This is a genomic window from Rhodopseudomonas palustris HaA2, assembly GCF_000013365.1.
Classification (GTDB): domain Bacteria; phylum Pseudomonadota; class Alphaproteobacteria; order Rhizobiales; family Xanthobacteraceae; genus Rhodopseudomonas; species Rhodopseudomonas palustris_J.
This window is the reverse complement of sequence record NC_007778.1, coordinates 4,972,167-4,993,710: the sequence shown is the minus strand read 5'-3', so window position 1 is coordinate 4,993,710 and position 21,544 is coordinate 4,972,167. Positions and strand designations below refer to the sequence as shown.

17 protein-coding genes are annotated in these 21,544 nt (G+C 66.0%); 2 read left to right on the top strand and 15 right to left on the bottom strand.

Annotation, left to right across the window (positions count from 1 at the left end):
- The first annotated feature begins 154 nt into the window (after nt 1–154).
- Complete coding sequence (locus tag RPB_RS22195; protein ID WP_011443275.1) at nt 155–1,861, top strand: ABC transporter ATP-binding protein; 1,707 nt, start codon at nt 155–157, stop codon at nt 1,859–1,861.
- A gap of 32 nt (nt 1,862–1,893) precedes the next feature.
- Here the strand turns inward: RPB_RS22195 and RPB_RS22190 are convergent, their stop codons facing one another.
- From RPB_RS22190 to RPB_RS22130, 13 genes are all read right to left on the bottom strand, one after another.
- A complete protein-coding gene (locus RPB_RS22190) occupies nt 1,894–2,196 on the bottom strand; it encodes a DUF2218 domain-containing protein (protein WP_011443274.1) in 303 nt (100 codons plus the stop codon).
- Between the two features lie 116 nt (nt 2,197–2,312).
- Entirely contained in the window at nt 2,313–4,634 is a 2,322-nt protein-coding gene (locus tag RPB_RS22185; RefSeq protein WP_011443273.1) for a TonB-dependent receptor, read from the bottom strand.
- A gap of 80 nt (nt 4,635–4,714) precedes the next feature.
- A complete protein-coding gene (locus tag RPB_RS22180) occupies nt 4,715–5,200 on the bottom strand; it encodes a GNAT family N-acetyltransferase (RefSeq protein WP_011443272.1) in 486 nt (161 codons plus the stop codon).
- A gap of 99 nt (nt 5,201–5,299) precedes the next feature.
- The gene (locus tag RPB_RS22175; RefSeq protein ID WP_011443271.1) at nt 5,300–7,570 is read right to left on the bottom strand and encodes a TonB-dependent receptor; all 2,271 of its coding nucleotides are present in this window, start codon (nt 7,568–7,570) and stop codon (nt 5,300–5,302) included.
- A gap of 99 nt (nt 7,571–7,669) precedes the next feature.
- Nucleotides 7,670–8,659 carry a FecR family protein gene (locus RPB_RS22170; RefSeq protein ID WP_041798419.1) on the bottom strand — a complete coding sequence of 330 codons (990 nt, stop codon included), beginning with the start codon at nt 8,657–8,659 and terminating at the stop codon, nt 7,670–7,672.
- A gap of 195 nt (nt 8,660–8,854) precedes the next feature.
- Nucleotides 8,855–9,613 carry an iron ABC transporter ATP-binding protein gene (locus RPB_RS22165; protein ID WP_011443269.1) on the bottom strand — a complete coding sequence of 253 codons (759 nt, stop codon included), beginning with the start codon at nt 9,611–9,613 and terminating at the stop codon, nt 8,855–8,857.
- Entirely contained in the window at nt 9,610–10,560 is a 951-nt protein-coding gene (locus RPB_RS22160; protein WP_011443268.1) for an iron chelate uptake ABC transporter family permease subunit, read from the bottom strand. The genes RPB_RS22165 and RPB_RS22160 overlap by 4 nt, the downstream gene beginning before the upstream one ends.
- Nucleotides 10,553–11,530 (bottom strand): ABC transporter permease, encoded by a 978-nt coding sequence (locus RPB_RS22155; protein ID WP_011443267.1) that lies wholly within the window; start codon nt 11,528–11,530, stop codon nt 10,553–10,555. The genes RPB_RS22160 and RPB_RS22155 overlap by 8 nt, the downstream gene beginning before the upstream one ends.
- Entirely contained in the window at nt 11,527–12,432 is a 906-nt protein-coding gene (locus RPB_RS22150) for a siderophore ABC transporter substrate-binding protein (RefSeq protein WP_041798418.1), read from the bottom strand. The genes RPB_RS22155 and RPB_RS22150 overlap by 4 nt, the downstream gene beginning before the upstream one ends.
- Nucleotides 12,433–12,514: 82 nt before the next feature.
- Entirely contained in the window at nt 12,515–13,825 is a 1,311-nt protein-coding gene (locus RPB_RS22145; RefSeq protein WP_011443265.1) for a DUF6005 family protein, read from the bottom strand.
- Nucleotides 13,822–15,093, bottom strand: coding sequence for an AMP-binding protein (locus RPB_RS22140; RefSeq protein ID WP_011443264.1), 1,272 nt, complete (start codon nt 15,091–15,093; stop codon nt 13,822–13,824). Before RPB_RS22140 ends, RPB_RS22145 begins: the two co-directional genes overlap by 4 nt.
- On the bottom strand, nt 15,090–16,823 hold the full coding sequence (locus RPB_RS22135) for an IucA/IucC family protein (RefSeq protein ID WP_011443263.1): 1,734 nt from the start codon (nt 16,821–16,823) through the stop codon (nt 15,090–15,092). The genes RPB_RS22140 and RPB_RS22135 overlap by 4 nt, the downstream gene beginning before the upstream one ends.
- A complete protein-coding gene (locus RPB_RS22130) occupies nt 16,807–18,579 on the bottom strand; it encodes an IucA/IucC family protein (RefSeq protein WP_433993722.1) in 1,773 nt (590 codons plus the stop codon). Before RPB_RS22130 ends, RPB_RS22135 begins: the two co-directional genes overlap by 17 nt.
- A 288-nt stretch (nt 18,580–18,867) precedes the next feature.
- On the opposite strand from RPB_RS22130, the gene RPB_RS22125 reads away from it, so the two are divergent.
- Entirely contained in the window at nt 18,868–19,389 is a 522-nt protein-coding gene (locus tag RPB_RS22125; protein WP_245258277.1) for an RNA polymerase sigma factor, read from the top strand.
- Between the two features lie 85 nt (nt 19,390–19,474).
- Here the strand turns inward: RPB_RS22125 and RPB_RS22120 are convergent, their stop codons facing one another.
- Both RPB_RS22120 and RPB_RS22115 read right to left on the bottom strand, forming a co-directional pair.
- On the bottom strand, nt 19,475–20,260 hold the full coding sequence (locus RPB_RS22120; RefSeq protein WP_041798982.1) for a cyclase family protein: 786 nt from the start codon (nt 20,258–20,260) through the stop codon (nt 19,475–19,477).
- Between the two features lie 296 nt (nt 20,261–20,556).
- Nucleotides 20,557–21,501 carry a LysR family transcriptional regulator gene (locus RPB_RS22115; RefSeq protein WP_011443259.1) on the bottom strand — a complete coding sequence of 315 codons (945 nt, stop codon included), beginning with the start codon at nt 21,499–21,501 and terminating at the stop codon, nt 20,557–20,559.
- Nucleotides 21,502–21,544: the final 43 nt, after the last annotated feature.

The following is a 21,544-nucleotide window of genomic DNA, read 5'->3' as shown; positions in this document are numbered from 1 at the left end:
CTCGATCGTCGCTCGGCGACGAAGGGCAGAGAGCTCCGCCAGTCCCGATCCGGTTTTGCCGCTGAACTCGGACGGGACCTCGCGGTTTCCGCGTCTGCGCGATGGCGCTGCATGTCTCGAAGAAATGGAAGCCGAAGCCGTCATGCCGCAGCACATGCTCGCCAAGTTCTTCGCCTACTATCGGCCGTGGAAGACGCTGTTCATCCTGGATTTCTCCTGCGCTGTGGTGTCGGCCCTGCTCGAACTCGGCTTTCCGATGGCGATCAGGGCGTTCGTCGACGATCTCCTGCCGACCCAGCAATGGGGGCTCATCCTTCTCGCCTCTGCGGGCCTGCTCGTGATCTATCTCACCAACACCGCGCTGATCGCGGTGGTGGTGTATTGGGGCCATAAGCTCGGCATCAACATCGAGACCGAGATGCGGCGCAAGGCCTTCGACCATTTGCAGAAGCAGTCGTTCCGCTTCTTCGACGACAACAACAGCGGCCATCTGGTGGCGCGGGTCACCAAGGATCTCGAGGAGATCGGCGAGGTGGCGCACCACGGCCCGGAAGACCTGTTCATCGCGGCGATGACGTTCGTCGGTGCGTTCGCGTTGATGTTCGCCGTCAATCCGAAGCTGGCGCTGATCACCGCCGCCATCGTGCCGCTGATCGCCTGGATCACCTCGCGCTACGGCGCGCAGATGACCGCCAATTGGCAGCAGATCTACAGTCGGGTCGGCGATTTCAACGTCCGCATCGTCGAAAATGTCGGCGGCATCCGCATCGTCCAGGCCTTCGCCAACGAAGATCACGAACGCCGGCTGTTCGCGCGCGACAACGCGAATTATCGCCGCACCAAGCTCGAGGCCTATCGCATCATCGCCGCAAGCAGCTCGTTGAGCTACATGGGCACCCGTCTGATCCAGCTGGTGGTGATGGTGGCCGGCAGCTATTTCGTGTTGCGGGGCGAATTGTCGAACGGCGGCTTCGTCGGCTTTCTGCTGCTGGTCAACGTGTTCTTCCGGCCGATCGACAAGATGCTGTCGGTGATCGAGACCTACCCCAAGGGGATCGCCGGCTTCCGCCGCTATCTCGCATTGCTGGAGTCCGAGCCGGAGATCGTCGACCGTCCGGGCGCCGTCAGCGTCACCGCGTTGCGCGGCGACGTGCGCTACAGCGGCGTCAGCTTCGGCTACGCGAAGGGACGGTCGGTCTTTCGCAACGTCGATCTCGAGATCCGTGCCGGCGACACCGTCGCCGTGGTCGGACCATCCGGCACCGGCAAGACCACGCTGTGTTCGCTGTTGCCGCGGTTCTACGAGATCGAGGCCGGCTCCATCACCATCGACGGCATCGACATTCGCGATATGACGCTGGTGTCGCTGCGCAGTCAGATCGGCATCGTGCAGCAGGACGTCTTCCTGTTCGGCGGCTCGATCCGCGACAATATCGTCTATGGCCGGCTCGGTGCTTCCGAAGCCGACATCCTCGAAGCGGCGCGCCGGGCCCGCCTCGACGACATGATCGCGGCGATGCCGGACGGGCTCGACACCGTGATCGGCGAGCGCGGCGTCAAACTATCGGGCGGCCAGAAGCAGCGGCTGGCAATCGCACGGATGTTCCTGAAGAACCCGCCGATCCTGATTCTCGACGAAGCCACCTCTGCGCTCGACACCCGCACCGAGCGGGAAATCCAGCGTTCGCTGGAGGAACTCTCGAGGGGGCGCACCACCCTGGTGATCGCGCACCGGCTGGCGACAATCCGCAATGCCGACCGCATCGTGGTGGTCGATCACAGCGGCATCGCCGAACAGGGCACGCACGACGAGCTGATGCGACGGGGCGGGGCGTACAGCAGCCTGCATGTGCTGCAATAGCGCGCGTGTCGCCGCCGCTCCTCGCGCGGCGGTCACTTCCAGTCGAAGTGGAGCGTCTCGCGAAACGCGAAGCGCTCGATATGGTCGACCACGACCTTCTGCAGGGTCGCGAGACCCGTGGCGTCTGCGGCCGTAAGATCGATCACCAGGCTTTCCGGTTCGGCCGTCAGCCGCGTCTCCCCGAGGGGAAGCGCGATCCGGCCCCGGACGGAATCGAACTCGGTTTCGAATTTATGCGACCAATGCTTGCAGAGCTGCTGCAAGTATCGGCTCGCATGCGCCGTGTTCACGGTCCCGCGGCTGGTGTGCGTGATGTCGTCCGACTGCAAATTCATCGATGCGTCCTGAGCTCGAATTGCGACATGATCGTGATGCCATGGCGCAATCCACTGGCCGGATCCGGGCATGCCCCCTCGGTGGAGCCGAAGGTGGGCATCGTTCCGGATCGCGATCAGAAATTGAACGTCGCCGACACCATGTAGGTCCTCGGTGCACCGACTGCGAGATAGCCACGCGCGGCGGAGAGATAGTAGGCCGTATCGGCCACGTTCTCGATGGTGGCCCGCAGCACGGCCGGCTTGCCCGAAGGCCCCGTGAACGCATACCGCGCGCCGATGTCGAACCGTGTCCAGTCGGAGACGGTCTGCGTGTTCGCCTGATCGTAGAACACGTCGCCGGTGTAGATCGCCCGGCCGGTCACCGTCACGCCCTGCGCCAGCCAATGGGGCAGATCGTATTCGCCATAGAGGTTCAGCGCGGTGACCGGAACGCCGGGCGCGTCGTTGCCGTCGTAGCGGCCGCCGATCGTGGAAACGAGCTTGGCGTCCATGAGGGTGACGCCGCCGAGCAGACGGACGCCCTTGACCGGTTCGCCGAAAACGCTCAGCTCGATGCCGCGGTTGCGCTGCAGACCGCTGACGGAGAAGATGTTGGTGGTCGGATCGGTGAAGGCGTTCGGCTGTTCGATCTGGAACAGCGACGCCGTCAGCCCGACGATTCCGAGATCGTATTTGGCGCCGACCTCCTGCTGCTTGCTGACCACCGGCGGAAACACCGTATTGCGATTGTTCGCGAGGGCCGGCGCCGTCGGTCCCGATTCGAGCGACTCGATGTAGTTTCCGTAGAACGACAGCTGATCGGTCGCGCGGATCACCGCGCCCACGGCCGGGCTGAAACGAGCCTCCTGATAGCGCGACGATTCCGTGCCGAGGGTGGGGCCCGACGCCGTCACAAATCCCCGCAGCAGGATGTCCTGCCAGCGACCGCCGAGCGTCACAAGCAGCCGGTCGTCGAGCAGCGACAGCGTGTCGGATATCGCGGCGCTGCGAGCGGTGAGCCGCGACAGCAAGGGCCTGTCGTCGGATGTGGCGAAACCGCTGGTCTGGAACCTGCCCTGCGGCAGGCGGACCGGATCGTAGATGTTGGTCACGTAGCTGAAGGAGGTGAAGCCCAGAGTGCCGCCGCGGTAGAGCTCGTTGTTCGCTTCGACCGCCGAGACGTTCAACTGATGACCGACGACGCCGGTCCGGAATTTCGAACGCACGCCGATCTCGCCGGTGTATCCTTCGAGCTTCTGGGGCTGAACCGCGAGCGTGTTGGTGGCCGTGCCGTTCGAATTGGTGATTCGGTAGGACGACGTGAGGAAGTCCTCGTTGTATTGGCTGCCACCGCCGGCCAGGTACATGGTGGTGTCCGGCAAGAGATCGTATTCGGCGCGTCCGGCGATCATCTTGTAGCGGCTGTCGATGAATTCGTCGCGGCTCGACGTATTGATGCGGCCGTTCGGCGCGGGTGGGACGACGATGTTCGCGGCCGCGGAATTGAACAGCGACGTCGGTGCCGTGATGTTCTGAATCGAGCCGTTGAGGTCCAGCGACGCCCGGAAGCGTTCGCTGCGATAGTCGAGACCGAGGGCGGCGACACCGACCTCGGCCGAATTGAGATCCAGCGGCGTGTCGCCGTTGCGGTAGGAGCCGTTGAAGCGGACGCCCCACTCCTTGTTGTCTCCGAAGCGACGACCGAGATCGAGGTGGTTCCAGATTTGCGAGTTGCTGGTGTAGCTGGTCGTCAGCCGCGTCAGCGGTTCGTCGGTGGCGCGCTTCGGAATCAGATTGATGGTTCCGCCGACGCGCCCGGTGCCGCCGCTGAGCAATGCGCTCGGGCCCTTGAGGATTTCGACACGCTCGATTCCTTCGAGGAAGGCGCGGCGCGGATTCGCGAGGTAGAACAGCCCGTCATAGGCGGTGTCGAGATTGGTCACCGAAAAACCGCGGATAAAGAACGAGTCGCGTTCGCTGAACGGCGGCGCGTCGTTACGCACCGAGGGATCGTTGAGGACGACGTCCGCGACACTGCGCGCCTGCTGATCCTCCATGAGCTTCGATGTGTACCCCGTGACGCTGAACGGCGCCGTGAAGACGGAGGTGTTTCCCAGGAAACCAAGCCGCGCGCCGGTTCCGACCTGTCCGCCCACATAGGGCACCGGGGGCTGCCCGACGGTTGCGGTCTGCGGGGGGACGGCGGGCACGGGAGGAGCGGACGTCGGGGTTGCAACCTCACGCGGGCGTGGCCGGGTCGCCGCTCCGCGACGGGGATTCTGCGAAGCGCGAACGCGGCCCGGGGGCCGCGGCCGCACCTGCGGGGCGATGATTTCGACCGGTGCGAGCGTCGTGGCGGCCGGCGAAGACGGCGCCTGTGCCAGTGCGCTTTCGGAAAGCGACAGCGCGCTGAGGCTCGAGACAAACAGAGCAGCCGGACCAACTGATTTTTTCATGCACCCCTCCGATCAATTTCCGTTCAATGCAGATTTGCGTTCGGTATGAAGTCGTCGCTCAGTTGCGATTTGCGTGTCGATCATCGCAATCGCGCCATGCAATGGGCGTCGACGAACGCGCCTTCTCTGAAGGTGGCCGCCTTGTGGGTGCCTTCGATCTCGAAGCCGAAATTGCTGTACAGCGCCAGCGCGCCGATATTGTCGGTGAAGACCGTCATCTCGATCCGCTTGATGTTCAGCCAATTGTCGGCGGTGTCGATCATGGCCGCGAGCAGTCGCGTGCCGATGCCGCGTCGGGCGTAGTCTTCATGCACGCCGATCCAGAACTCGGCGGCGTGGGCGCGGCGTCCGTAGAACGGGCGCAACGCCGACGCGCCGACGACACGACCGTCCAGTTCCGCCGAGAAATGCAGGTCGCGCGGTGACTGCGGCTCGAGCCACTTCTTGATCGTGTCGAACGATTCATAGGGGAGAGACAGCGTCCAGAAGCGAAACGCGCGCTGATTGACGATCTCGAAGATTTCGACCGCGTCCTCGCTGCGCATCGCGCGAATGGTAACGTCCATTTTGGATCTCCGGAGAACGGGCAGTCGGTCACGCTGTTGCGATAGGGCCGCCGAACAGCGTCGGTTCCGACATCGTCGGAACCGACGCTGTCGATAGGCTCAGAAGTCGAGCTTGGCGCTGACCAGCACGGAGCGGCCGGGTTCGTACAGAGGCCGCACGACGCCGGTGCCGTATTCGAGGCCGTAGGTGCCGCGGGCCGCGTAGTTCCTGTTGAACAGGTTTCTGACTTCACCGCGCAGCGTCAGCGACGGCAGCGCGAACGGGCGATGCTCGACGAAGGCGTTGAGGACTTCGTAGCCTTCGAGCTTGCCGATTCCGGTCACGGGATTCAGCAGCTTGTCGTAGTCGAACACGATCTCGACGTCGCCTCCGAAGGTCAGATTCCACGGCACGACGGTGTGCGCGAGCTGAAAGGTCAGCACGTCGCCGATCGGCGCCGTGAGGTACTGGCCGAGATAAGTATCGGCCGGCTTGCCGTCGATCTCGGCGTCGGTGCGCGCGAACCGCACCCGCGCGAAGCCGTCGCCCCAGTTGTAGGTGCCGCCGACGTGGAAGCCCTGCGTCTGTACGTCGAAGGCGCGCAGCGCCTGGTTGGCGGCCCACAGCGGCACGCGGGCATCGTTGATCTGGGTGCGGAACACGCCGCCCTCGAAGCGGAAATCCCCGTAGTGAGCGACGAGACCGGCGGTGTAGTTGTCGGAGGTCACCGATTTCGGGCCGACACCGTAGATCCACGCCGGGTTCTGGACGTAATTCTCGGCGAGCGGCACGCCGGCCCAGACGTGCGAATAGCCGGCCTTGGCGCTGAGGAAGCTGGTCAGCTCGTATTCGCCCGAAGCGTTCCCGCTTAAGCCCTGGTCGCTGGAGCTGAAGCCGTTGACGCCTTTGAAATTCTGGTGGTCTCCGCGCATGCCGAAGGAGAGCTTGGTGCGTTCCCACGGCCGCAGCCGCGCCTGGGCATAGGCGCCGATATTGTCGGCCTTCTCCATCGTCCGATAGCTCACGTCGATGTATTCGGCGCGGTCCCGGTAGAAGTCGATGCCGGCGACGACGTCGCCGATGGAGAAGGCGAACTTGTTTTCCAGCTTGCCGTTGAGGCTGTCGCTGATTCCCTGGCTGGTGTAGCTGTAGGTACTGAGCGTGGCGCCGGTGTATTGGTCCACCGCGGCTTTCGAGCGATTGTAGCCCAGCACGAATTTGGGGTCCCACCATCCGTCGGGGGAGACGTTGGTGTAGGTGAAGACGGTGTTCTGCCGGTCGAGCGTGTAGGGGCGCACCAGCGGCGTCGGCTTGCCGCCGATGATCTGCACCGCATTGGCCCGGAACGGCCGCAGGGCGTCGTCGCGCATCTGCTCGTGGCTCAGCGAGAAGCGGTGGCCCTCGAGGCTCTGATAGGCGATCTTGCCGAGCCCGCTGAGGAAATTGGTCGCGGTGCCGAGCACGTCCTGGCCGTTGCCGGCCTTGAACTCGCTCCCCTTGGCATAGGTGAAGGAGCCGAGCGCTTCGAAGCCGCCCTGGCGCGTGTAGCTGGTGAGATTGTTGGTCGAGGTGTTGCCGTTGAAGTTGAAGGTCGACTTGATCGAGCCGCCGAAGCCGTCATTGGGCAGGTAGTCCCGCGCGTCCTTGGTCACATAGGCGATCGCGCCGCCGAGTGCGCCGGGGCCGGCGTCGGCGGGCGCCACGCCGGCATCGACCCGCACCGCCTTGAGCAGGCTCGGATCGATCATCGTGGTCGCGTTGTGATGGAACACCTTGTTGTTCTGCCGCGAGCCGTCGATCGAAACCGCGAGATTGGTTTCCTCGATGCCCTGCACATAGAGCTTCTGCGACATCGGCAGCGAGGAGCCGACCAGGATGCTCGGCTCGCCGCGGAACAAGCCCTTGACGTCGGTCGCATTGCGACGCTCGATGTCCACGCTCGTGATGTTGATCTCGCTGACGCCGTCGCGGCCGATCCCTTGTCCGGCGCCGGTCACGCTGATCGTATCCAGCGCGATGCCGCTGCCGGCCACGGCGCCGCCCGCGCCCGCTGCGCCGCCCGGCGCCTCGATCGCGACGGTGCGCGGCCCCGTGAAGCGATAGTTGAGGCCGGAGCCGGCCAGAATCGTCCGGAGCGCCGTATCGGCAGGGTAGCGACCGCTCACCACCGGGGAGGTGCCGCCGATCGCCCCCGCCCCCTGATGCACCACCTGGATCCCGGTCGCCGCGGTGAAGTCCGCGAGCGCGGCGAGGCGCGATTTGGCCGGGATATTGAAACTGTAAGCGTTGTTTGCCTGCGCCCGCGCTTCGGGCACATCGGCAACGGCAAGCGCCACTGCAAACATCGATACGCCGCAGTTCAGCACGGCAGCACTTGCGAATTTTCGCATGGTCTAGAGGTCCCCACTCCGCTCGGGGCGCGCGACTAACGGCCCCTCCCGTTGTTCAACGAGCAAGTGGGGTGGACCCCGCAAAAATACTGGAGACCCTCAGCGGTAGATCAGCGTCGCGAAGCCCGGGACGGAGACGGTGCGGAGCCCGAGCGCGCTCCGCAGGGCTTCCAGCACGGCGCCGGGCTCGTCGGTGCGAAAGGCGCCGGAGAGCGTCAGGCGCTTCAGCTCCGGATCGGCGATCAGCACGCGGCCGGGCGCCATTTTGTCGAGTTCTTCGACGACCTGCGACAGCGGCGCACGATCGAGAATGATCAGCCCCCGCCGCCACGCGAACATCTGCTCCGGGTCGACCGTGACCGGCGCGCCCAGCGTGCCGTCCTGAAGCGCAACGCGCTGCCAGGCCGTCAGCTTGACCGGGCCGAGCCGACTGTCGACGCCGGACACCGCGACCTCGCCGCGCTCGACGGTGACCGCGGCGGCCTCGCGATTGACCTCGAAGGCGGTGCCGAGCACCCGGGCATCGACGCCTCCGGCATGCACCGTGAACGGCCGCGCTGGATCGCGGGCCACATCGAGCCAGACCCGGCCGCGCAACACGGTCACGTCGCGGCGGGGGCCGCTCATGTGGCTCTTGAGGGCCGTGTCGCCATCGAGAACAGCAAGCGTCCCGTCGGCGAGACTCACTTCGCGCCGCTCGCCGGGATGCGTCGCGACATCGGCGAAAGCCCGGTCGAGCAGCCCTGGATCGCGCCACACGGCAAGGCCGCCCGCCAGCGCGACGACGACGACGGCGGCGGTCGCGAACCTCGATCCCGTCGCGAACCATCGGCGCGGCCGGGGTGCCGGTTCGTCGGCGGAGCGGTGCCAGCCGGTGCTGGCGAGCTGCGCGGCGGGCCGATCGAGCGCGCCCCACAATTCGGAGACGTCGCGGATCGCTTCGCGATGCGCGGGGTCGGCCATCAGCCAATCCCGGTAAGCCCGCCGCGTGTCGTCGGTGGCGAGGGGGTTCTGCAGACGCACGAACCACTCGGTCGCCTCTCGCGACGCCCGCTCCCGGTCCTTGCTGTCGTCGGATGCGAATTCCATCGCCGCGCATTCTCTCGCAAAAGCGTCTGCTGTTATGGCAAGCGCCGCTCTTCCACGCCGCACCGCGAACAGCCCCTGGGGGCAGGCGGAGAGGGGTGATGACGATCAGTCCCGGTCCGCGACGTCAGCGGCGATCCGACGCGATATGGGATCTGCTGAGAACGCGCATCTGGAATTGTCCCAGGCATCTTTTCACTACAGGTGATTCAGCACAATCGGTTTCCCGCGATAGGTTTCGACCGGCATGTCATAGCCGAAGATCTGCCGCAGGCTTGCGGTATTCGCGATCTGGCCTGGCGGGCCCTGCGCGATCACGGCGCCGCCTTTCATCGCGACGATGTGGTCCGCATAGGTCACGGCCTGATTGATGTCGTGGAGCACGATCACGATCGCGCGGCGTTCGCTGTCGGCGACGTCCCGCAAGGAGCGCATCAGTTCGCGGGCATAGAACATGTCGAGATTGTTGAGCGGTTCGTCGAGCAGCAGCCATCGCGTGCCCTGGCAGAACGTCATCGCCACCAGCACCAGCTGCCGTTGCCCGCCCGACAGCGTGTCGATGAAGCGGTCGGCGAAGCGGGTCAGGTCGAAGCGTTCGAGCGCGGCCTGCGTCAGCGCCCGGTCCTCGTCCGTGGCGCGGCCGTTGTTGTGCGGAAAGCGGCCGAACGCCACCAGCTCGCGCACCCGGAGCCGGCTGGCGATCGCCGGATCCTGCCGCAGGATCGCCAGCCTGCGCGCCAGCACGCGGCTCGGCGTGTGCCCGATCGGCTGCCCGTCGACGCTGATCGAGCCGGTCTGGATCGGCTGAAGCCGCGCGATCAGCGACAGCAGGCTGGATTTTCCGGCACCGTTCGGGCCGATCAGTGCGGTGACGCCGGTTTCGGGAATCTCCAGATTGATGTCCCGCAGGATCCTCGCGCCCTGGTAGGCGAGCGAGATGTTCTTCACGACGATCATCGCCGCACTCCGTGGAGAAGCATTGCGAGGAAGACGAGGCCCCCCACGAACTCGATGACGACGCCCAGCGTGGAGACGCCGCCCAATCCATGCTGCAAGATGGTCTGTCCGCCGACAAGCACGATGATCGCCACCAGCGCCGCGGTGGGCAGCAGGATCGCATGGCGGCGGGTGTCGATCAGCCGCTCGCCCAATGCGACCACGAGCAGGCCGAAGAACGCGACCGGCCCGACCAGCGCGGTGGAGACGGCGACCAATGCGGCGACCAGCATGATCATCCCGGCGACGACGCGGGTCCATTCGAGGCCGAGGCCCGTCGCGGTGTCGCGCCCGAGTGCGAGAACATCCAGCACGTGGCGCATCCGCCATGCGATCGCGATTCCGATCGCGGACAACACCCCGGCCGCGACCAGGAGCTCGCCGTGTATCTTGCCGAAGCCGGCATAGCTCGCGCCTTGCAGGAGGGCGAAGTCGTTGGGGTCGATCAGGCGCGCGAGCAGCGACGACAGGCTTCGGAACAGCACGCCGATGGTGACGCCCGCCAGCAGCATCAGGATCAGGTCGACGCGCGATCTGAGCAGCGGCAGGAACAGCAGCGCCGCGAGCGCGACCATCACCAGCGCCTCACCGGCGAATTTGAGCCGCGGGTCGAGTGACGCGAAGCCGAGCCCGCCGACGGCGAAGACCAGCAGCGACTGGCTGAAGACGTAGAGCGCGTCGAGCCCCATGATCGACGGCGTCAGTATCCGGTTCGCCGTCACGGTCTGGAACACCACCGTCGAGACGGCAATGGAAATCGCGACGAGTATCAGGGCCAGCAGGCGTGTGCTGCGCAGTTCGAGCGCGAACGCCAGATTGCCGCGCAGTCCGATCGTCATGAAGGCGCCGATGCAGGCGAGTGCGGTCAGGCCGAGCGCCGCCAGCACGATCGTGGAGCGATCACGCATGGGCCGGCCTGCGAAACAGCAGCCAGAGGAAAGCCGCGGCGCCGACCACGCCGAGCACGGTGCCGACCGGGATCTCGTAGGGAAAGCGCAGCAGCCGGCCGATGATGTCGCAGACCAGAACCAGCGCCGCGCCGCTGCCCGCCACCCAGGGGATCGCCGACCGCATGTTGTCGCCCATCAGCCGCGAGACCATGTTGGGGACGACGAGGCCGACGAACGGGATCAGCCCGACGATCACGACCGTCAGCGCGGTGACGACCGAAATGATGACGAGGCCGATCTGCATCATCCGCGCATAGTCGAGGCCCAACCCGACGCTGACGTCGCGCCCCAGCGACATCAGGGTGAAGCGGTCGGCGAAGATCCATGTCGCCGCCAGCATCGCCGCCGAGACCCAGAGTAGTTCGTAGCGCCCGCGTAGCACGCCGGAGAACTCGCCACTGGTCCAGATCTCGACGAATTGCAGCAGATCGGCATGCCAGGCGACGAAGGTGACGGCCGCGCCGACGACGCCGCCATAGACCAGCCCGAACAGCGGCACCAGAAACGGCTGCGTCGGCGGCAGCCGGTGTGCGATCGACAGGAACAGCGATGTGCCGGCGAGCGCGGTCACGCTGGCGACGAGGGTCTTCGTCGCGATCGACGCCGACGGCATCAAGAGCGTGACGAGCAGAATGCCGAGCGCGGCGCTCTGGCCGGTGCCCGCCGTCGTCGGTTCGACGAAGCGGTTGCGCGCCAGCGTCTGCATCACCAGGCCTGCGATCGCGAGGCCGGCCCCCGTCAGCACGGCGGCGAGCGTTCGCGGCAGGCGACTCGCGGCGATGAGATAAAGCGCATCGGGATCGGTGAAGGCGTCGCGGAGCGAGACCTCGCCGACGCCGACGAACAGGCTGGTGATGAACAGCCCTGCCAGCACCAGAAGCGCGGCCGCGCCGACAGGGCGCCCGACCGGCCGTTCGACGGGCATCATGGCGTGGCCGAGAATCCGCGGGTGATCGCCGCGAGCACGCGGGTCATGGCCTGGATGCCGCCTCCCGCAATGTACAGATCGGCCGCGGGAAGATAGATCACGCGGCCCTGCTTCCACGCCTTGGTGCTACGGACCAGCTCGTTGTCGAGCGTCGCACGCGCCTGGCTGTCGCCGGCGCCGATCGCGAGCGCGCGATCGACCACGATCAGCCAGTCGGGATCCGCCTTGCGGACGAATTCGAACGACACCGCTTCCCCGTGGATTCCGGGGCTCATCGGGTTCACGGCGGGTTCGATGCCGAGCGTCGAATGCAGCCAGCCGAACCGCGACCCGACGCCGAAGGCCGAGATCTTGGGTCCGTTGGTCATCAGGATCAGCGCCCGACCCTTGCCCTTCGCCGCCTCGCGCGCCGCGGCGACGGCGGCGATGAAAGTCTGCTGCGCCTCGCGCGCCGCCTGCTCGCGGCCGAACAGCCGGCCATAGCCCTCGAGGCGCACTTCGGCGTCCTTGATGAGGTCCTGTCCGTCGATCGACATGTCGATGGTCGGTGCGACGCGCGCGGTCTGTTGCAGTTTCGGTGAGGAGCGTCCGCCGAGAATGATCAGATCCGGGCCGAGTGCGCTGAGCGCTTCGAGGTCCGGTTCGAACAGAGTGCCGACGACTTCCGCGCCGGCGGCAGCCTTTTTCAGCTCGGGCAGATACACCCGATCCGGCACGCCGGCGGCCTTGACGCCGAGCAGATCGAGCGTGTCGAGCGCCGCCATGTCGAACACCGCGACGCGTCGGGGCTTGGCCTGCAGCGCCACCACCCCGCGCGCCGTGCTGATGTCGACGGCCTCGGCGAAGGCTGCTGCCGGAAGCACGCAAGCGGCCAGAATGGCGATCAACCGGATCATGAACATGGTTTGCCTTTGAACAGAACGTGGCCGCAAGCCCGGCGCGGGGCGATGATCACAGGGTGACGGAGACTGCATAGCGGGAGCTTCATCCTGCTACCAATCGGTTTTCGGATGAGGAGCCGGGCGCCCAGCCCTGGTCGACGCACCAGGCGAGAAACACCGCGCGCAGCCGCGCCTTGATGGCGGTCTCGAGCGCGTCGAGGCTGTCCAGCGTCTCATGGATCTTCGCGGCGTGGCCATGATCGCGGGTCTGCGCCAGCCGCAGGATCATGAAGTGCAGGCCCTTCAGGCCGAGCGCGAGCTCTTCGATCTTGTCGCACCAATGCAGGAATTCGCCGTTCGGCAGGCGCAGCGCTCGCCAGAAGTAAGCGAAGCCGTGCTCATAGGCCCATTTGCGGATCGAGATCACCGGCAATTCGCGCAGCGCGGTGTCGAGGTCGCGCACGCCCAGTCCGTTGCGACCTTCGACATGCGCGGCGACGATCTCGCGCACCCGACGGATCAGAGGATTGTCGTCGGCCATGAAGCAGGCGAGGAAGAAATCGCGGATGTCCGCGGCCGCGGGCGGCCTCACCGCGCGGCGGTCGAACACATAGCCGCCCGCGACGCTCGGCTGGGCGATGGCGTTGAGCAGACGCTCGCGCGCGATCGGGCCCTCCCAGCGAAAATCCGGGTCGCGTACATGCCAGATCTCGGGGGCTCCGGTCGGCTCCACCATGAGGTAGTGCGGGAACGGGTTCTGGTTGAACTTGTTCTCACGCTCCGGCAGGTGAAACAGGTCCAGCATCACCATGATGCTGTCGGTCGGCCGGTATGCGGCCATCAAGCGAAGTAACGTGTCGAGATTGGCCTGCTTCGACGCGGAACGGTCGTACCACTCGGTGATCCGCACGCCGTAGAGCCGCTGAAACCAGCGGCGGAAGACATCGTGGCTGATCTGCGGCGTGTGATACAGCAGTTGGTAGCGTTCGGAGACCGCGAAGTCCGCGTCCCAGATGCTGAAATACATCGGCCGGTGATCGAGTCCGGCGGCCTTCACCGCGTCGCACAGGCACGACACGAAGCAGTGGACCTTGATGTCCTGATAGACCTCGCCGTGCACGTCGGGCGCGGTGGTGTCCGCCGCGGTCGTCGCATCCTTGGGAGCGGGCATCTCGTCGGCCAACAACGCCGCGAGGTCGCCGACCGTCGTGATATCCGAACCCGCGACGGTTTCCTCGGGCGCGGGAAGGCCATGGTCGAGCTCCAGATGCAGAAACAGGTTCAGCATCAGCACCGAGTCGAGATACAGATCGGCGTTCAGCCGGGACTGCGGGCCGAAGCCGTCGAGGTGTTTGTTGTCCATCCGCTCCGCGAGCACGGCGCGGATCGCGGCGATGATCGCTTCGCGGGTCATGCGGTCGCCTCTGCAGCAGGACGCTCGTCGAGCCGGCCCTCGGCATACAGGCGCGCGATCTCGCGCCGGTTGATCTTGCCGTTTGCCTGTCGCGGCACCTGAGCGACGCGCACCGCCTCGATCGGCACCTGGTGGGCGGCGAGGTTCTGCGCGCACCATTCGCGCAAGCTGGCGGGCGCAACGACGTGTTCGGCGCTGAAGGCGAGGGCCACCCGTTCGCCCGCGAACGGGTCGAGCTTGCGGAACGCCACGGCGTCGGTGACGCCGGGCATCGCCATCACCACGTCCTCGACCTCTCGCGGATAGACGTTGAGGCCGGAGACGTTGATCGTATCGTCGAGCCTGGCGACGAAGACGAGGCGGCCGTCGGCTTTCAGGTAACCGAGGTCGGCGGTGCGAATCTCGCGCTCGCCGGCGCGCAGGACGATTTCGCGCGGGGCGTCCATGGTGCCGGTGTCGAGGCTGTGATGGGGCAGGGGGTACCCCATCTCGTCGGCGGCGGTCAGATCGGGATTGATCGCGATGCATCCCGCTTCCGAGCAGCCATATTGCTGAAAGAAATGCGTGGTGCGGGCGCGGATCGTCGCGAACCAGCTGTCCGGCAGAAGCGTGCCCGAGGTCATCGCGGCGAAGATCGTCTCGCCGGCCGGCAGCAGCCTTGCGATCGTGTGCAGCATCGCAGGCGATGAGTACAGCAGCGGCCGGTGAGTTTCGCGCAGGCGGGCGATGAGAAATTTCGGATTGCCGGTGCTCAGAAGATGCGGCACCTGTCCGCGCCTGAGCGCCACGAGCAGGCCGCAGATCAGCCCGTAGGAATGCGTGACCGGGCAGGCGATCACGGGCGCCATGTCCTGCGGTTCGCGAAACGACGAGACGTAGCTGTCGATCTCGCGATCGATCTCGGCCCAGCTCCGCGCGATCCGCTTCGGCTCGCCGGTGGTGCCGGAGGTCGTCTGCAGCAAACGTCCGGGACCGGCAGCGCCGCCTTCGAGGTGTTCGATGACGAAGCCATCGCAGATCAGCCGATGGCAGCCGACGCTGTTCGCCAGCCGACGCGCCGCGGCGCGCGGCGTCGAGGGGTGGATCGGGATCACGCTGGCTCCGGCGTCGCGGATCGCGAAGAAACTCGTGAGGAATTCAGCGGGGTCGGACAGGCACAATGCGTAGCTGAGGCCAGCGCCATCCGCGATCCGCAAGGCGAGGGCCGCGCGTTCGCTCATCGCCCGCAGCAGGGCGCCGTCGTAGTGTCTGTCGTCGATACGGATCATGCGGGCTCTCGGGTCATCAGCGAAAGGCCGGCAAGCGCATTCGGGACCTTGTGCTGAAAGTCGGGGCCATTCAGGCCGAGTTTTCGCGCGAGCAGGCTTTCGGTCACGATCTCGCGCGTGCCGAAGCCGAGCCGGGCGACACGGGGATCGAGGTTGTACTCGGCGACGTCGGCCAGGAGACGCTGCGTCACGCGATACCAGAATGCGCTCTCGTTCAGGCCGTAGAAACTCTGCAGCAGATGCGAGATTTCGGAGAGGTTGAACACGAACAGGCAATCGACGAACAGGTCGCGCAAATCCTCGGGTCGTTGCATCCAGTAATATTGGTTGGGCTGAGCGTCGCGATAGAAGGGATTGAGCGTCTCGAAATCCGGCGCCAGCGCCGGACTGGCCAAAAATCCCGGCACGAACTCCAGGCTGTCGTGGAAGTCGCGCAGGATCAGCCGCTCGGGCCAGCCGTCGCGGTGAACTAGCACCATGTTCTGACCGTGCGCCTCGGTCGCGATGCCGTGAACGACGAGGAGTCGCCAGACCGGCAGCACGGCGGCCTCGATGAAGCGTTCGATCCATTCGTCGATGCCGTAGCGGATCAGCCACGGCTCGATGAACGGTCGCCCGTCCGCCTCCACCGCCATCAGCGCGTTCAACGGCGCCGCGGCCTCGCCACCGGCGAGCTTGCTCTCGACGCTCTCGCGCCAGATCGCCGCGATCTGCCCGCCGAGCGGTCCGTCGCGGTCCACGATCGCGCCGGCATGTTCGCGCAGGATGTCGAGCCGGTAGCGGTCGCGGAACAGGGGATCGCGACTCACGACTTCGCCGAGCCAATGCGACAGAACCGGGGCGGTGCCGACCGAATGCGGTTCGATCGTGCGGCGCGTCGACGTGTTGACGATGTTCATCGCGAGTTTGACGCCGCTCGCGCGTGGGTCGCGCGCATTGCTCAGCGAGCGCACCGACTGGCTGGCGCGGCGGGGATCTCCCGCCGACCCGAGGTGGTGCACGCGCCCGGATTGGATCAGGGGTCTCAATCGATGGTCGGACAGGTCGCGCCATTGCCATGGGTGGATCGGCATCAGTCCGAAGCCGCGCTCGTCGAGGCCGAGCGCAGCGGCCCGCGCGCGAAGCCGTTGCAGATCCTCCGCGCCGATCTCGCGCTCCCAGAATACGTCTTCACGCGCCGGCAGCGACAGATGCAGCAGGTCGCGCGCGACGGCGAGCCAGACCACCCGGAATGTGTGGGCGGCTTCCGGTCCGTAGGCGCGGTGGTCGGCTTCGCTGAAGCCGGTCCGCGACTTGAAGCAGGGGTGATAGGGATGGCCTTCGTCGATCGCCGCGTCGAGTTCGGAGAAGGTCATCTGCCGTCGGTCACGACGCGGCAAATGCTGCAAGTTCGAGCGCATCAGGGCGGCGGTCTGCGCGAGTTCGCGGCCGAGCTGGGTTCGGTCATGCTCTGCACAGGGTAGGGCCGAGACCACGTCCTCGATCGACGCCTGCCGCCACTCGCTGCTCGCACGCCAGGCGACTGTTCCGGCTTCGAGCCGCGGGCGTCCGAAGGCTCCGAGACGGCCGCGCGCCCGCCAGGCGCGGCCGTTGCTGCACCATGAGAAGCTGCGCGCGTCGCCTCCGGTCTGATCGACCGCTCCGAACAGGTTCTCGTACAGTGCCGCCGCCGTGAGCTGGCGGACCACGCGCTCTTCCGGCCGGTCGACGATATCAAAGGGCAGCGGCACGGGCGCCTCCCTGCCGCGCGGCACGGCTTGCCGTGAACAGCGGATTCGGCAACTGCACATAGATCGCGCGGCCGTCCTCGACCTCCAGTTCGTCGATGTCGAGCATCCGTGTGAGCAGGTTGGCCTTGGCGGCGACGGTCGGCCGGCTGAGAAAACTCGCCGCGAATTCGCCGCCGACCCCGGTGAGCTCGGTCGCGAGGCGCTTCAGCCGGTCGCGGAGCACGGCGAGCAGCGCCTCTTCGGCGACCAATTCGTCCTGGCCCATGCGCGCGATCACCGAGCACACCTGATTGACGATCAAGTAGTAGCCGAAGCGTTCCTGGATCACGCAGTCGTCGAAATACAGCCCGCCAATGCCGGCGGTTTCCGGCACCAGCGCCGTCAGCCGGTCGCGGTGGGCGTTGGACAAATAGAAGCCCTGATTGTCCCGATAGTAGAACGCGCTCGGGAGGCCGGACGAGACGTCGAGCAGGCCGTTCTGCTGATGCGCCTCGAACGCCACGCCGAGTTCGTCGTAGATCCGGACCAGCGGATCGAGCGCGCAGTCGAGATAGGCCGCGAACCAGCGCCTGCAGACGTCCCCCACCGCCTCGCCGCTCCGCGCGGCGAGTTCGCGGATGATCCGATCGAGCCTGGAGCGCGCTCCAGGCGGCGGATCGGCGGTCAAGGCCGCGATCGTCACGCCGTTGTTTTCGAATCCTCTGGTGAACGGGTTCTCGCGGAAGACGACCTCGAAGCCGCTCTCCTTGCGACCGGGCAGTTCGAGCGTGACATAGGCGGGATCGCGGATCAGGCGAAAGCTCGGATGGCGCGCGACAAAGTCCGTTCGCGCGAACAAGCGCGAGACCGCGACGCCCGCTGCCAGTTCGGACATGCGGTTCACGCGCAACGAATTGGTGATCCGCACCGGCAGCGAGAACTTCAGCATCCACGGCACCTCCGCGCTGTAGAGCGTCCGGACCGAGGAGGTCGGGGAGAAAAAGGCGCCGATCGGACCGAGGCAGCGCAACCGTCCCGCAGCGGCAAGCTCGGCAATCGCGGGATCCAGCATCAGCGCCTCGGCTTGCAGCGGATGCATGGGAATCAGCGCCTCACCTGGATGCAATCGGGGACGTTGGTCCGGCGGAACCAGGGCTTCGAGAATGTCGGGCAGCGAACAGCCGGGCGCGGCATCCTGCCGCAGTAGCGCCGCGTCGACCGCGAAGAACACAAGCCGGAAGCGCCTGCGGTACTCGGGCGCGTAGGTCGGCCGCTGCCAGTCCGTGATGCCTTGAAGGCTCTTGGGGGTCGGGTGCATCCAGTGCCCGAATATCAGGCTCTGCTCGCCATCGATGAAGCTCGGTCCAGCGGGTCCTGCCGCCGATTCCAGGCCGTCGGCGATGCCAAAGTAGCTCGTCAGCACGCGACCCAGCAGTCCTGCCTCCTCGTGGCGGAGCGCATCTGCCCGCTCTGCGCCCATGCCGGCGTAGCATTCCTGGACCATCAGATAGAGTGCCCGCAGCGGAGCGATCTCGCGCCACTCGTTCTCCTGCGCCCGGCAGACGAAAATTCGCCCGAAGCGGAGCGGCCCGCACAGCGAATGCCGCTCGATTTCGGCACGGAGCGATGCCGCGGCGGCGGGGCACGACCATTCGATGGAGTCGACCGGCGCGCCGCCGCGTTCCGGCTGGTGCGCAGACGGAACGCCGGGGTCGACCTCGCGCAGATAGCAGTTGGCAAAGCTCTGGAATGTCGCGCGTTCAGCGACCTGGCGCATGGACAAAGGCATCGGCATGGCTACTTCCGCGAAACGCCCCGGGCAGGTGGAGCCTCATGGGGTAAACGGTCCGCAGCGGCAAAAGCCGTAAACGAGAGCCCGATGCACAGTTTAGAATTCAACCAGTCGGCAATCGCAGGGGTGTCGTTGCCGTTGACACTGTCGAGCGTATTGCGGTTAGAGTACTACTCAGTAGTAACCACTGAAGACATCGCTTTTGAATCGTTAAAAATAGTGATGCGGCAGCCTTAATATTGTCTCCGGACGCTTGCTGTTCGGATCGGGCTGATGCGCGACGATGAGGGTACCATGTCGTCTGCGACAGAACTGCTCAATATCTTCGGAACGGAGCAAGGCCACCTCCAGCGGCTGGTCCGCCGCATCACAGGCGATGCCCATACCGCCGAGGACGTCGTCCACGAGACCTTCATCAAGCTGATGAACCGAGATGTCGGCCAGCGCGACGTCGGTCTTGTCGTGACGACTGCGCGAAATCTCGCGCGCGACGCCATGCGGGCGGAACGCGTGCGTACCTCCTATGCGGAGAGCGTGTCGCGTGAGCAGCTTCAGCCCGGCGTCGTCGGTCCCGAGGATGCGGTTGCGAGCCGGATGGATCTCGACGCGCTGTTGCGCTCGCTGCAGACGCTGCCTCGACGCACCCAGCGCATCTTTCTTTTGAGCAGGGTCGACGGCATGACCTATCCGCAGATCGCCCGCAAACTGGGTGTCTCGGTCTCGACCGTCGAGAAGGAGATGATCTCCGCCCTCGAATTCTGCCGCAACTGGCGGCGCCGGCGCGAGACCCTCTGAGCCCCTGCCGTATTCGGACGGTGAATAGGATTTGCCCAAGGCCTGGTTCGGAACACCGTGCCTGTGAGCGCCGCGGCCTGCGAAACTACGCGGAGAGGAATGCGACCACTCTCGCGGGAGCTGCCGACGCGCCCTGGAGCCGCAATGGGAACACGCCGACGTGGAATCCCTGGGCGGGCAGGGCCTCGAGACCGCGAAGCTGTTCGATGTGCCAATAGGGTTTGCGTCGGCCGACGAGGTGGCCGGCCCAGAACAAATCATTGCGCCCCTCGCTCCTGCTGCGGCGAATCTGATGGTGGAAGGGCAGGTCCCAGCCCCACTGATCGATGCCCATGACGCGGACGCCGTGGTCGATCAGCCACTCCGTGGCCGGGGCGCCGACGCCGGTCCCGCGCTTCCAATAGTCCGGCTGGCCCTGATATTGGTCGCGTCCGGTCCGGATCAGGACGATCGTGCCCGGCGCAAGCTGCAAGTCATGCATGGTGAGGGCTTTGACCAGGTCGGGGACGTCGATCTCCTCGCCGTCCTGCTTGTGAGTCATGTCGAGAACGATGCCCGGACCGAACATCAGGTCGAGCGGCATCTGCTCGATCGTCGGCAACGGGCGCCCTTCGTGATCGGTCGGGCCATAGTGCCACGGGGCATCGACATGAGTTGTCGCATGAACGCCGAGACGGGTGATCGTGTCGTCGGCCCAGCCGTCGAAGTCTCTTGGAAACAGCCGGAAGGGGAGGCCCAACAGCCGGACCAGCCAGCGGGCTCGCCGGTGTCGGTGATGCTTCACCTTCACACGCATGAAGAACGGGTCGGCCGGATTGTCGACGATCTCCTTGGAAAGATCGACGATCCGCGAAGGCTGAAGGCGTTTCAAGCAGGCCTCGTCATCGGGTGGGACTCGGGTGGACGGGTGGTCGCCTTGGTCGGTCGATCGTGTCTCGCCCCACGCGCGGCGCACCACGTCTCGTCGGGAACACATCGGATCGGCCGCGCATATCCGGACGATGCATTCGGCCCTGCGAATGTTGCCGCGTCATTTCAAATCAGCTCGGCCTTGATTGCATCCGTAACGTTCGGATCGAAAGCCCGACCTGCTGCGCGGCCGAGGAGCTTCACATCGCGCGGTGGATCTGCATCGACTCCCGGCGCGTCGATCTCGCGGATCGGGACTTACTTGCGCGGCGCACGGGGTCGGCTGCGCCGTGGGCGGTCGGCCGTCGCGTTGCCCGCCCAGGCGCGGGCGAGGCTGATGAAGGCCTTCATCGCCGCCGAGGGATTGCGCCGTCCCGGGTAGTAGAGACACAAGCCGGCGAAGGGCGGCGTCCAATCCTCGAGCACCCGGATCAGGCGTCCCGCCTCGATGTCGCCGACCACGTCCTGCTCCATGAAGAAGCCGATCCCGATGCCTTCCAGCGCCGCCGTCCGCGCCAGGCTCGCTTCGTCGAGCGTGATCGGCCCGTCGACGTCGATCTGCACCGCGCGCCCGTCCTTCTCGAACTGCCAGCGAAGCAGCGCGCCGTTGGGCAGACGCGCGCGGATGCAGCGGTGATCGACGAGGTCGGACGGCCCCTGCGGTTTGCCGTGCTCCGCGAAATAGCGGGGCGACCCGGCGACGGCGTAGCGCTGCGGCCTGCCGAGCGACACCGCGATCATGTCGCTGGGGACCAGATCGGCGACGCGGACGCCGAGATCGAAGCCCTCCGCGACGATGTCGACCAATCGTCCTTCGGTGACGAGATCGACGTGAACGTCCGGATATCGGCGCAGGAATTCGAGGATCAGCGGCGACAGAATCTCGCGTGCGGCCATCGCGAAAGCGTTGATCCGCAAGCTGCCCGACGGCGTCGCCTGCCGGGACCGGGCGGTTTCGACCGCCGCCCGAATGTCCTGAAGCGCAGGCCCGACCTGTTTGAGGAACACCTGTCCTGTGTCCGTCAGCGATACGCTGCGCGTCGTCCGGTTGAACAGGCGGATGCCCAGGCTCGCCTCGAGCTTGCCGATCGCATTGCTCAGCGCGGTCGTCGACACGCCGAGATCCAGCGCGGCCGCACGAAACGAGCCCCGCCGCGCGATCGCGGCCACCGCCTCCAGATCCTGCAACGAGGCTCGCAGCATTGTCCCGAATTTCGAAATTCTTCATCCTCATTATAGGTGATTA

Bases quoted from the DNA above. Each gene is read 5' to 3' on its own strand.
- RPB_RS22145 (WP_011443265.1), bottom strand. From the start codon at position 13,825: ATGACCCGCGAAGCGATCATCGCCGCGATCCGCGCCGTGCTCGCGGAG.
- RPB_RS22115 (WP_011443259.1), bottom strand. From the start codon at position 21,501: ATGCTGCGAGCCTCGTTGCAGGATCTGGAGGCGGTGGCCGCGATCGCG.
- RPB_RS22160 (WP_011443268.1), bottom strand. From the start codon at position 10,560: ATGCGTGATCGCTCCACGATCGTGCTGGCGGCGCTCGGCCTGACCGCA.
- RPB_RS22185 (WP_011443273.1), bottom strand. From the start codon at position 4,634: ATGAAAAAATCAGTTGGTCCGGCTGCTCTGTTTGTCTCGAGCCTCAGC.
- RPB_RS22180 (WP_011443272.1), bottom strand. From the start codon at position 5,200: ATGGACGTTACCATTCGCGCGATGCGCAGCGAGGACGCGGTCGAAATC.
- RPB_RS22155 (WP_011443267.1), bottom strand. From the start codon at position 11,530: ATGATGCCCGTCGAACGGCCGGTCGGGCGCCCTGTCGGCGCGGCCGCG.
- RPB_RS22150 (WP_041798418.1), bottom strand. From the start codon at position 12,432: ATGTTCATGATCCGGTTGATCGCCATTCTGGCCGCTTGCGTGCTTCCG.
- RPB_RS22170 (WP_041798419.1), bottom strand. From the start codon at position 8,659: ATGGAATTCGCATCCGACGACAGCAAGGACCGGGAGCGGGCGTCGCGA.
- RPB_RS22195 (WP_011443275.1), top strand. From the start codon at position 155: ATGCTCGCCAAGTTCTTCGCCTACTATCGGCCGTGGAAGACGCTGTTC.
- RPB_RS22130 (WP_433993722.1), bottom strand. From the start codon at position 18,579: ATGCGCCAGGTCGCTGAACGCGCGACATTCCAGAGCTTTGCCAACTGC.
- RPB_RS22175 (WP_011443271.1), bottom strand. From the start codon at position 7,570: ATGCGAAAATTCGCAAGTGCTGCCGTGCTGAACTGCGGCGTATCGATG.
- RPB_RS22125 (WP_245258277.1), top strand. From the start codon at position 18,868: ATGCGCGACGATGAGGGTACCATGTCGTCTGCGACAGAACTGCTCAAT.
- RPB_RS22165 (WP_011443269.1), bottom strand. From the start codon at position 9,613: ATGATCGTCGTGAAGAACATCTCGCTCGCCTACCAGGGCGCGAGGATC.
- RPB_RS22140 (WP_011443264.1), bottom strand. From the start codon at position 15,093: ATGATCCGTATCGACGACAGACACTACGACGGCGCCCTGCTGCGGGCG.
- RPB_RS22190 (WP_011443274.1), bottom strand. From the start codon at position 2,196: ATGAATTTGCAGTCGGACGACATCACGCACACCAGCCGCGGGACCGTG.